Source organism: Capnocytophaga sp. oral taxon 903 (genome assembly GCF_013394785.1).
GTDB classification, from domain to species: domain Bacteria; phylum Bacteroidota; class Bacteroidia; order Flavobacteriales; family Flavobacteriaceae; genus Capnocytophaga; species Capnocytophaga ochracea.
Map to the genome: position 1 here is coordinate 409,764 of NZ_JABXYW010000002.1, position 12,386 is coordinate 422,149.

General features: G+C 41.3%; 8 protein-coding genes. 6 read left to right on the forward strand and 2 right to left on the reverse strand.

Going from position 1 to position 12,386, the window contains the following annotated elements:
• Window positions 1-25 precede the first annotated feature (25 nt).
• From HW279_RS01700 to HW279_RS01715, 4 genes are all read left to right on the forward strand, one after another.
• Window positions 26-193: a hypothetical protein gene (locus HW279_RS01700; RefSeq protein WP_178957722.1), complete on the forward strand. Its 168-nt coding sequence runs from the start codon at window positions 26-28 to the stop codon at window positions 191-193.
• A 155-nt stretch (window positions 194-348) separates the two neighbouring features.
• Complete coding sequence (locus tag HW279_RS11235; protein WP_178957723.1) at window positions 349-2,694, forward strand: gliding motility-associated C-terminal domain-containing protein; 2,346 nt, start codon at window positions 349-351, stop codon at window positions 2,692-2,694.
• Window positions 2,695-3,370: 676 nt separating this feature from the next.
• Window positions 3,371-4,288: a hypothetical protein gene (locus tag HW279_RS01710; RefSeq protein ID WP_178957724.1), complete on the forward strand. Its 918-nt coding sequence runs from the start codon at window positions 3,371-3,373 to the stop codon at window positions 4,286-4,288.
• Window positions 4,289-4,303: 15 nt separating this feature from the next.
• Window positions 4,304-5,170 (forward strand): bile acid:sodium symporter family protein, encoded by an 867-nt coding sequence (locus HW279_RS01715; RefSeq protein WP_048747324.1) that lies wholly within the window; start codon window positions 4,304-4,306, stop codon window positions 5,168-5,170.
• Between the two features lie 153 nt (window positions 5,171-5,323).
• Here HW279_RS01715 and HW279_RS01720 read toward each other — a convergent pair whose 3' ends face one another.
• Window positions 5,324-6,247 carry an aspartate carbamoyltransferase catalytic subunit gene (locus tag HW279_RS01720; protein WP_178957725.1) on the reverse strand — a complete coding sequence of 308 codons (924 nt, stop codon included), beginning with the start codon at window positions 6,245-6,247 and terminating at the stop codon, window positions 5,324-5,326.
• 118 nt (window positions 6,248-6,365) lie between these two features.
• Window positions 6,366-10,823 carry a DNA polymerase III subunit alpha gene (dnaE, locus tag HW279_RS01725; RefSeq protein ID WP_178957726.1) on the reverse strand — a complete coding sequence of 1,486 codons (4,458 nt, stop codon included), beginning with the start codon at window positions 10,821-10,823 and terminating at the stop codon, window positions 6,366-6,368.
• A gap of 473 nt (window positions 10,824-11,296) precedes the next feature.
• On the opposite strand from dnaE, the gene HW279_RS01730 reads away from it, so the two are divergent.
• Together HW279_RS01730 and HW279_RS01735 are read left to right on the forward strand one after the other, a co-directional pair.
• Complete coding sequence (locus HW279_RS01730; RefSeq protein WP_002673576.1) at window positions 11,297-11,665, forward strand: DUF1573 domain-containing protein; 369 nt, start codon at window positions 11,297-11,299, stop codon at window positions 11,663-11,665.
• Window positions 11,666-11,755: 90 nt separating this feature from the next.
• Window positions 11,756-12,367 (forward strand): hypothetical protein, encoded by a 612-nt coding sequence (locus tag HW279_RS01735; protein WP_178957727.1) that lies wholly within the window; start codon window positions 11,756-11,758, stop codon window positions 12,365-12,367.
• The last annotated feature ends 19 nt before the right edge of the window (window positions 12,368-12,386 follow it).

Consider the following 12,386-nt stretch of genomic DNA (forward strand, 5'->3'; position numbering starts at 1 on the left):
GGCTGGCCCTGGTGGTAATGTAACTATGACGGTTACTAACCCAAGTAATCCTGGCAACAAACCTACTCTCGACCCTAATACCGGAGAGGTAACCATTCCAGGTAATACTCCAGCAGGTACTTATACCATTACTTACAGCTATTGTGAGGTCTTGAACCCTACTAACTGTACCGGTACGCAAACCTTGGTGTAACAGTAGGTGCTGCAACTCTTACTGTACAAGACGATACCTTTAACATACCTGATGGTTTAACAACTCAAACCACAATCAGTGTACTTGACAACGATAGTTTAGGAGGTACTAAACCAACAGCTGGAACTGGTGGTACGGTAACTATTACCAATGTAGTGCCTGCTACTCCTATCAACGGTGGTAATGTTCCTGTCTTGAATCCTGAAAACGGTGTGGTAACTATCCCTGCCAATACACCTGCAGGTACTTATACCATTACTTATAAAGAGTGCGAAGCGCTTAATCCAAATAGTAACTGTCAAACAGCTACTGCCGTAATTAAGGTGGGTACACCAACCATTACAGTAGTCCCTGACCCAATGACCGTAACACCAAGCACCACCACTCAAACTATCCCAAGTATCTTAAACAACGATAAGATAGGCGGTACAGTAACACCAACAGCTGGCCCTGGTGGTAATGTAACTATGACGGTTACTAACCCAAGTAATCCTGGCAACAAACCTACTCTCGACCCTAATACCGGAGAGGTAACCATTCCAGGTAATACTCCAGCAGGTACTTATACCATTACTTACAGCTATTGTGAGGTCTTGAACCCTACTAACTGTACCGGTACGCAAACCTTGGTAGTAACAGTAGGTGCTGCAACTCTTACTGTACAAGACGATACCTTTAACATACCTGATGGTTTAACAACTCAAACCACAATCAGTGTACTTGACAACGATAGTTTAGGAGGTACTAAACCAACAGCTGGAACTGGTGGTACGGTAACTATTACCAATGTAGTGCCTGCTACTCCTATCAACGGTGGTAATGTTCCTGTCTTGAATCCTGAAAACGGTGTGGTAACTATCCCTGCCAATACACCTGCAGGTACTTATACCATTACTTATAAAGAGTGCGAAGCGCTTAATCCAAATAGTAACTGTCAAACAGCTACTGCCGTAATTAAGGTGGGTACACCAACCATTACAGTAGTCCCTGACCCAATGACCGTAACACCAAGCACCACCACTCAAACTATCCCAAGTATCTTAAACAACGATAAGATAGGCGGTACAGTAACACCAACAGCTGGCCCTGGTGGTAATGTAACTATGACGGTTACTAACCCAAGTAATCCTGGCAACAAACCTACTCTCGACCCTAATACCGGAGAGGTAACCATTCCAGGTAATACTCCAGCAGGTACTTATACCATTACTTACAGCTATTGTGAGGTCTTGAACCCTACTAACTGTACCGGTACGCAAACCTTGGTAGTAACAGTAGGTGCTGCAACTCTTACTGTACAAGACGATACCTTTAACATACCTGATGGTTTAACAACTCAAACCACAATCAGTGTACTTGACAACGATAGTTTAGGAGGTACTAAACCAACAGCTGGAACTGGTGGTACGGTAACTATTACCAATGTAGTGCCTGCTACTCCTATCAACGGTGGTAATGTTCCTGTCTTGAATCCTGAAAACGGTGTGGTAACTATCCCTGCCAATACACCTGCAGGTACTTATACCATTACTTATAAAGAGTGCGAAGCGCTTAATCCAAATAGTAACTGTCAAACAGCTACTGCCGTAATTAAGGTGGGTACACCAACCATTACAGTAGTCCCTGACCCAATGACCGTAACACCAAGCACCACCACTCAAACTATCCCAAGTATCTTAAACAACGATAAGATAGGCGGTACAGTAACACCAACAGCTGGCCCTGGTGGTAATGTAACTATGACGGTTACTAACCCAAGTAATCCTGGCAACAAACCTACTCTCGACCCTAATACCGGAGAGGTAACCATTCCAGGTAATACTCCAGCAGGTACTTATACCATTACTTACAGCTATTGTGAGGTCTTGAACCCTACTAACTGTACCGGTACGCAAACCTTGGTAGTAACAGTAGTGGGAACAGCAACACCTACACCTACTCCGGTAGCGGTAGACGATAGGGTTTCTACAGCGTTGAATACTCCTGTAAATATTGCTGTGTTAGCGAACGATACCCTCAACGGAGCGACTACTCCTAATGTAGTAACCCAACCTACAAACGGTACGGTAGTTGTAAATGCCGATAATACGGTAGAATACAGACCTCACACAGGCTTTGTAGGAACTGATACTTTTGTGTACGAAATCTGTAACTCCGCAGGTTGTAGCAGTGCTACTGTAACGGTTGATATAGTGAACAAGCTCATACCTTACAACGGTATGTCAGTAAATGGCGACGGTAAAAACGACCACTTCCATATTGGTGGTATAGAAAACTATCCGAACAATGTGGTACGTATCTACAACCGTTGGGGTGTGAAAGTATTTGAGGTAAGTGGCTACGACAACGTAACCCGTGTGTTTAGAGGTATCTCCGACGGTCGTGTGACAGTAGAAGCTACCGATAAACTCCCACAAGGTACTTACTATTATGTGATTGAATACTACGATCAGAATAATAATAAACAATCTGAAGTAGGCTGGTTATATATCAAAAAATAGTACTTTTATAATAAACTAAAAAGGGCTGTCCAGAAACTCTCTGGCAGTCCTTTTTGTTTTTAAGCCTATTTCCTCATTTTCTTTACCCATATCTCCCCAAACTTCTATCACTCTTCTTCACCTGCTCGTATGGCACGCACCGTCTTACCGCCGCCACAATTCCCCTTTAAAGAAAGTCCATATTCGTCATTCGTCACTGGTCATTCGTCATTTCTTCTCTTTTCCATTATATTCCCCCCTAGTGCCTATAGCCTAAAGCCTAGTACCTTTTCCCTTTCTTTCGCCCCGAAACCCCGTTTTTAACATTTTTAGTGCTGTTGTATTATATTATGAATCAACTATTTATACACCCTTTCTATACCAATCGTCCAAGATTCGTATAAGCTTCCTATAAGCTCTCTATAAGCTACCCCCACCCTTCTCATAGCCTTTTTTCACCAAAATTCCTCTCAGATCTCTTTCGTTCTCCTCCGCTATCTTTCGAACTACTCAACCCTCCACATTTGCTAATTTTCTCATTTCCTAATTTGCTAATCTTTTCCCTGCCCGTGTGGCTCACACTGCCTGTGAGGCTCGCACCTCATTTGCTAATTTCCTACCCGTCCGTGTAGCTCACACTTCTTATTGCTAATTAAAAAATGTTTCGTACCTTTGTCGCCATAAAAGTATATAACCGATGAAAAAAACATTATTATTAGCCATAGGTCTTACACTTATCTTTCTTTCTTGTAAAAAAGACAGCAATGATGACACTACCCTCGGCAGTGCTTTTCCTAAAACAATAGTAGAGGAAACTATTGGTAGTATAGGCACTGTTAAAACCACTGAAACCTATACGTTAAGTGGTAATAAAATTACTGCTTTTGAAAGAAAAGTAGTCGATAACGGTACCCCCACTACTGATGAAGTCTATACCATCACTTATAACGGCGAGTTGATAACTGCTATCAGTATTAAAAGCAATTCTCAAAGCAACAGAAACTATACCTATAACTTTACTTATAACGGAAATCACTTACAATCTATCATTCGTAGTGATAATGTTCAAAAAATTACTTATGAATATCTTAATAACAAAGTAGCGAGTAAAACAACGGTTGATGGAACTGAAACAAAAAAATATAGCTACACTTATGATAAAAACAAAATAACAATGATAGCTCATAGCTCATTCGCTGGTTTTAACGACTATTATATTTATTCCCTCAATCCCGATGGTACAGTAGCTTCTCTTGAAAAAGCAACTTATGTAGGTGCAGTTCCTGACCAAAATACCAAAGGCACTTGTACTTACCAATACGATAATAAACCGAATATCTATCAGCGAGACCTCTTTAAATATTTAGCTGAAATAGAGTTGATAAGTAATTACAACTACTATGGCGATTATTACAGAGACCCTCTTATAAGAACAGCCCCTCACAATGTAGTTTCTTATACTAAAAACCTCCATAATAATACCCAAGCTGACTATAAAGATTTAGAGAATGCTACTCGTACTTTTAGCTATCAATGGAATAGCAACAATACACCTAAGTCCGCTGAATATAAGAAAAACAACACTCATAAAGCTACCTATACCTATACTTATTAGAAAAGCTAATTGCTGATGTTTATAGATTACCTCCTTTCGGCAGTGCTGATGCTTATCACCTTTGCGATAGGCAGTTCGTTGCGCTTCACGGATTTCGAAAACATATTCAAAAAATCAAAGCCCTTGTACTTAGGGCTTTTCTTGCAGATGGTCTTCTTGCCTATCTGTGCTTTTATCATTGCCGAGTTTTCTAATTTACCTCCTGCCGAAAAAGTAGGTCTCATCATCGTATCAATATGTCCTGGGGGTACTACCTCCAATTTCATTAGTTATCTTATCAAAGCCGATACCGCTTTGGCAGTAGCCCTTACCGCTATCAATAGCTTGCTCATACTGTTTACCATTCCGGTGTTGTCTAATTGGGCAGTAGCTGTTTTTATGGGGGGTCATACCGAAGTGTCGCTCCCTATATTTAATATGGTCTGGGAAGTAGCCAAAATCATTATAATACCAGCTTTGTTGGGCTTATTCTTCAACCGGTTTTTCCCTAATGTATCTCTTAAAATTCGTTTTCCTTTAAAAGTAACTAATACCATATTGTTGGGAATTGTATTCTTTATCAAGTTTTTCGGTGATGAACAATCAGGAGGAAGTGGTATTTCAGTAGATGAAATAATCCGACTCTTGCCTGCTACGCTCCTAATGCACCTCAGTGCGATGACACTTAGTTATTTTATAGCTCTGAAATCTTTTAAATTACCGGGCGTTCAAGCAACGACTATCAGTATAGAAGTAGGTCTACAAAACACTGCTTTGGCGATATTGGTAGCAGGTACACTTATGGGCAATACCGATATGACCAAACCTGCCCTTGTGTACGCCATCTTCTCCTTTTTCACCACTTTTATCTTTGCCCTTATCACCATCAGAATTAGAAGATAACAACAATTAATAATTGACAATTAACAATTAAAAAAGCGCGATGTTTAAATAGTAAACATCGCGCTTTTTTACCTTTTACTTTTTATTCACATACCCAGCTGTAAGCCCTCGCTGGCTTTACCTTTTATCTTTTATCTTTTACCTTTTACCTAATTAAATCTTGCTCGCCAACAAATAAATCACTGCCATTCGTATGGCTACCCCATTTTCTACTTGTTGTAAAATAATCGATTGGGAGCTATCAGCTACTTCGCTGGTAATTTCTACCCCTCGATTGATAGGTCCTGGGTGCATAATTACTATTTCTTTGTCAAGGCTATCCAACAGCTCTTTGGTGAGTCCGTATTGTTGTACATATTCGCGGGTAGAAGGAAAATAACTGATGTCGAGTCGCTCATTTTGTATACGCAACATATTAGCCACATCACACCAGTTCAAAGCCTTGCGCAAATTGGTTTCTACCTTCACGTTCAATTTATGAATGTATTTAGGAATAAGCGTTTGAGGCGCACATAGCATCACTTCAGCTCCTTGCTTGTGGAGTGCAAAGATATTAGAAAGTGCCACGCGCGAGTGCAGTATATCCCCCACTATCACTACTTTTTTACCAGCAACATCTCCTAAACGTTCGCGTATAGAATATGAGTCTAAAAGTGCTTGTGTAGGGTGTTCGTGAGCTCCATCGCCAGCGTTTACAATTGAGGCTTTAACGTGTTGTGAGAGGAAGACTCCCGCACCTGGATTCGGGTGACGCATCACTACCATATCCACTTTCATCGAGAGGATATTGTTCACGGTATCTACTAAGGTTTCCCCTTTGGCTACCGATGATTGAGAAGCCGAAAAGTTAATCACATCGGCAGAAAGACGTTTTTCTGCCAATTCAAAGGAAAGACGAGTGCGCGTACTATTCTCGAAGAAGAGGTTGGCAATAGTAATATCGCGCAACGAAGGCACTTTTTTAATAGGACGGTTAATAACCTCCTTGAAGTGGTCAGCTGTTTCAAATATTAACTGTATATCCTTTTCGGTGATATACTTAATGCCCAACAGGTGATTAACGCTCAATGCACTCATTTCTTTTTCTTTTTAAGTGGTTGTGCAAAAGTACAAAATAATTGCAAACTACGAGTTACGATTGAAGATTTTTTTAGCTGTTAGGCGTCAGCAGTCAAAATAGAAATTAACTAATTGTCTACTCCGATAATCCCAAATCCTCCATTGCCATTTCCTCGTCGTCGTGAGTATCTTCTGTCTTTTTAGCAACTATTTTCTCCATTCTGCGGTCATTGAGATGATATTTTGCAAATAGAGCGTCTAAATCATCTAAAAAAGATTTAGTAATCGCCACCTTTAGATTGCCATTTTCCATATTTAGGTGAATATTTTCATTGTGATGATGCACAACAAAGTAAATAGACTGTTTCCCTTTGTGCTTTTGTAGTAAATCTTTGTATTTTGCAATCAAATCTTGGTTAATCTCCTCTATATTCACGTGTAAAGTAAGTTTTTTAGAGAGGGTTTCCATCACATCTTGCAACTGCATCATCTGTAGAAACTGTATTCGAGGTTCACCTCTTTGGTTGGTTTCCCTATTGAGAAATCCTTCTACTATCTTAAACTTGATATACAAAAACGCTCCTGGTACCATATATTTCTGATAGTTCAAATAATCATCTCCAAAGAGTTTAAACTCGTAGGAGCCGTCGTAATCCTCAAGAGTAAAAAAGCCATAACCTTTTCCGTTCTTAGCCGTACGATGTTGCAGGTCAGCTACCATACCCGCAACAGTGAGTTCACGGTTAATAAAAGGTTGTAAGTCTTGCAATTCCGATAGACTGATATTGCAAAAGTTTTGTAACTCGTGCTTAAAATCGTCGAGCGGGTGCCCTGAGATATAGATACCTACGACCTCCTTTTCACGGCGCAACTGCTCAAGGTTACCCCACGTTTCACATTTAGGCACAGCAGGTTCAGGGATATCTACTTCACTCTCACCACCAAACAGACTCATTTGGGCAGAGTTCTTACTCTCTTGGTATTTAGTACCAAAGCGAATGGCTTTTTCGAGAAAGGGAACGCCGTCAGCTTCAGCGTGGAAGTACTGAGCACGGTGTACATTAGTGAACGAATCAAAACCTCCTGCCAAAGCGATACTTTCAAAGGCTTTCTTGTTGATACTCTTATAATCTACGCGTTTTGCCAAATCGAAAATAGAGGTATAAGGACGCTCTTGGCGTTGTTCTACAATCGTATCGACTGCTGCTTTTCCTACTCCTTTCACAGCCCCCATCCCGAAGCGTATGTCACCGTTTTTATTTACGGTAAATTTGTACAACGATTCATTCACATCAGGAGGTAACACCTTGATACCCATTCGGTGACACTCTTCGAGGAAGAAAGTAATCGTTTTGATGTCGTTCATATTGTTAGAGAGTACTGCTGCCATATACTCGGCAGGGTAATTGGCTTTGAGGTAAGCTGTTTGATACCCCACCCACGCATAACAGGTAGAGTGCGATTTGTTGAATGCATAAGCAGCAAACTTCTCCCAGTCTGCCCATATCTTTTCGAGTTTTTGGGCGTCGTGACCTTTTTCGGAGGCTTGGGTAATGAACTTAGGCTTCATCTTGGCTAGCACGGCTATTTGTTTCTTACCCATTGCCTTACGGAGCACGTCGGCTTCACCTTTGGTAAAACCTGCCAATTTCTGCGATAGTAACATCACCTGTTCTTGATAAACGGTAATTCCATAAGTTTCTTTGAGGTATTCCTCCATATCGGGGAGGTCGTACTCAATGGGCTCAATACCGTGTTTCCGCTTGATAAAGCTCGGTATATATTCCAATGGGCCTGGACGATAAAGAGCATTCATCGCTATCAGGTCGGCAAAGACCGTAGGTTTAAGCTCTCGCATATATTTCTGCATACCAGTGGACTCGTATTGGAAAATCCCGACCGTCTCACCACGCTGGAAGAGTTCGTAAGTCTTTTTATCGTCGAGCGGAAAAGCCTCTGCATCGAGCTCTATATTATGCGTTTGTTTGATATTTTCAATAGTATCTTTGATAAGCGTAAGAGTACTGAGCCCCAAGAAGTCCATTTTCAGCAACCCTGCGCTCTCTACTACCGAGTTATCGAACTGAGTCACAAACAAGTCTGAATCTTTGGCTAAAGCTACCGGCACAAAGTTGGTGATATCATCGGGGGTAATAATCACCCCACAAGCGTGGATACCCGTGTTGCGCACCGAACCTTCAATAATATTTGCCTGCTGAATGGTTTGAGTACTCTCCTCCTCCCCTTCTCCTGCTAAAAGACGTTTCAGTTCGTCTACTTTTGGCAGTTCTTCACTACGCACTTTTTCTTTGAGGGTTTTATCGTCCCAACCGAACATCTTCCCTAAAGATGACACCCCATTAGGCACTAAGCCCGCTAATCTATTCGACTCTTGTAGAGGTACATCCAGCACGCGAGCCGTATCTTTGATAGCCGATTTGGCAGCCATTTTACCATAAGTGATAATCCGCGCTACCTGACTCTCGCCATACTTATCAATCACATAGTTGATTACATCTTGGCGACCCGAGTCCTCGAAGTCGATATCGATATCGGGCATAGACACACGGTCGGGGTTGAGGAAACGCTCAAAGAGGAGGTCGTACTTAATAGGATCCATATTGGTAATATCCAAACAGAACGCCACTGCCGAACCCGCAGCCGAACCCCGTCCAGGTCCTACTGATACGTTCATACGTCGCGCTGCGGCTATAAAATCTTGTACGATAAGGAAGTAACCTGGGTAACCTGTTTTTTCAATAATAGAAAGCTCAAAATCCAAACGCTCCCGCACCTCATCGGTAATTTCGGGGTATTTGCGTTTAGCCCCTTCATAAGTAAGATGACGCAAATAATTGTTTTCACCTTTTTTGCCCGTAGGGTCGTCTTCTACCTGAAATTCTTCGAGGATATCAAACTTAGGCAAGAGGATATCACGCGCCAAGCCATAGGGCTCTACCTTGTCGATAATTTCTTGAATATTGAGAATCGCCTCAGGAATATCCTTGAAGAGCGCCTTCATTTCGGCTGAAGTTTTGAAATAATACTCGTTATTAGGCATTCCAAAACGATAGCCACGGCCGCGCCCGATAGGTGTTTTCTGCTTTTCGCCGTCTTTCACACACAACAGAATATCGTGGGCATTGGCATCTTTTTTATGGAGATAAAAGGTATTGTTAGTAGCAATGAGCTTGACCCCATATTTTCTAGAGAACTCTACAAGGGTTTCGTTTACGCGGTTTTCATCTTCTTGGTTGTGGCGCATCACCTCTAAATAGAAATCCTCGCCGAACTGCTCTTTCCACCACAAGAGTGCCTCTTCCGCCTGCTTGGTACCAATGTTTAATATTTTAGACGGCACTTCGCCATTCATACCTCCAGAAAGCACTATTAAATCGCTTTTGTACTGCTCTACAATCGCCTTATCTATACGAGGCACATAGTAAAAGCCTTTGGTAGAAGCGATAGAAGCCATCTTGGTAAGATTGTGATAGCCCTGTTTGTTTTTAGCTAAAATCACCACTTGGTAGCCGTTGTCTTGTCGGGTTCTATCTAAGTGATTTTCGCAGATATTGAACTCACAACCTATAATAGGCTTGATGAGTGTTTCGGTAGGGGTTTCGCCCTTTTCTTCAGCCTCTTTGTTTTTAGCTTCCGCCTCTTTGTTATGTCCTTGTACGGCTTGCACAAAGTGGAAGGCAGCCATCATATTGCCACTATCAGTAAGCGCTACGGCAGGCATCTTCTCTTTGGCGGTGATTTTTACGAGGTCTTTTATAGACGTAGTAGATTGTAATATAGAGTGTTGTGTATGGTTGTGCAGGTGGGCGAATACCGCATTTTCTAACAGTGAAGCATCGACGTGAGGTTCGGTAGTTTGTGCAGTGCTACTGCTTTTTCGCAAGGCATCGGAAGCCTCTTTGAGGTTCACGTGCTTGAGTCCGATAAGAGCTATAGGCGAGGTGTGATGCCCTTGAAATTCTTTGATATAGTCGCTACTGAAAGTACCTTCTTGGAAGCCTTCACCACGACGTATCAATTCAAAGAAACAGCGCGTAGTTGCTTCCACATCGGCAGTGGCATTGTGCGCCTCGGCAAAGGGTACGCCAAAGAGAAAAGAGTGCAACTCGGTGAGGGTAGGCAGCTTATAACGTCCTCCTTTTCCGCCTGCTATCTGGCAGAGGTTGGCAGTTGCCTCAGTACAAGTGTCGATTACAGGCATCTGAGTAAGTGGACTCTCCACCCCATAGCGGTAAAACTCAGCCCCCATAATATTGATATCAAAGCCTATATTTTGTCCCACTACATATTGCGCTTTGCTGAGTGCTTCGTTGAACGCTTTGAACACCTCAGCGATAGGTACCCCTTGCGCTTCTGCTAATTGGGTAGAGATACCGTGTACTTTTTCGGCATCATAAGGCACATCGAAACCATCGGGCTTTATCAAAAAGTCCTGATGTTCTATGAGTGTACCCCACTCATCGTGCAATTGCCAAGCAATCTGCACGACGCGAGGCCAGTTGTCACTATCAGTAAGGGGAGCGTCCCAACGGCGGGGTAAACCCGTAGTTTCAGTATCAAATATTAAGTACATTTTTTTAGGTAAAGCCAGCGTTAGCTGGATATATATGTAAGAGTTTTTTTGAGATTTAAAGTGAGAGGGCAAAGATACAAAACAATTCACAATTAGCAATTAACCATTGATAATTTTAACACGACGCGATTTCCACCATCAAGTACAATTTTTTAGTTGCCTTTTAATAGAATAAGTCTTTTAGTTTTTCAAAATCTAATACTTTTCTTGGACTCAGATTCACCTTAGCTTCACTCCCCTATAGTTCATTGCCCGTTATATCGTATAAGACTTGTGTAAACTAACCGTAATATCCAAATCCACCAATCTACTAATAATTTATCTGTGTGTCTCACACCGTTTTCCCTTCGCTCAAACCCTTTTTCACTCTCCACTATTAAATCTTAACTTTTACCTTAAAAAATACTCTTTGGCACGGTTGTTGTACTATTTACAACCGTAAAAACAAACTTATATTTTTAATTTTTTATACTATGAAAAAGTTTTTAACATTTGTATTTTTAGCATTTTTTGGTGTAATGGCTTATGCCCAAGACGCTGAGATTTCTTTTAAATCTGAAGAAATTGATTACGGTAACATCAAACAAGGTGCAGACGGTGTGCGTGTGTTCGAGTTTACTAACACTGGTAAAGCACCCCTCGTGATTACTAACGTAGCTTCTTCTTGCGGTTGTACCGTTCCTTCTTGGACAAACCAACCCGTAGCACCAGGAGCTAAAGGAAAAATTGAAGTAAAATACGATACTAATCGTGTTGGACCTATCAGCAAGACTATTACTGTTACCTCCAATGCCAAATCAAGCCCTGTAAAAGGCTTACGTATCAGAGGAAATGTTCAATAATCCATAACTATTTATATTTTAATTTACTCCTTAGTCGCCTGCGCTTCTTTCCTTTGCAGGCGACTTTTTTGGTGTTAAACTTTTGTAAAAATGCAAATGGTAAGCATATTTTCCTTATCTTTGCACCCTATAAGAAAACTAAATAATTTGACAGATATGAAATTACACACACTCACTTTGTTCGCTGGGCTATTCGTAGCTCAAGTGTCATTCGCTCAAGTAGACGAAATGGGAACTATGACCGATACCACTACTCCGGTAGTTGCTCCCGCTCCTGTTGAAGCTACTCAAGCTCAGTCTCAAGCAGAACTTAAAGCTCAAAAAGAGCAGTTAAAGGCTCAACAAAAATTACAAAAAGAGCAGGAAAAGGCTGTGAAAGCTGAACAAAAAGCTGCTAAGGAGCAAGAAAAAGCCGCTAAAGAACAACAAAAAGCTGCTGCTCGTGCTAAAAAGAACCAAGAACGCTTGTCCAAAGCTAACTCTGAGGTTTCTAAAATAGAGGCTAAAATTACCAAAGCTAAAACTGATTTAGCTAAGGAACAAAACAAGTATAATTTAAAGAAAGCCAAAGGAGCTCTGTCTCCTCAAGACGATGCTAAGTTCAAAGGAAGAATCCTCAACAAAGAGCAAAAGATTAACAGCTTGAATCTCGACCTTATCAAGGCTAAAGAAAAAGTAAACAAATACCAAATGGCAACTTAGTCATTGTTTTATTTTTTAA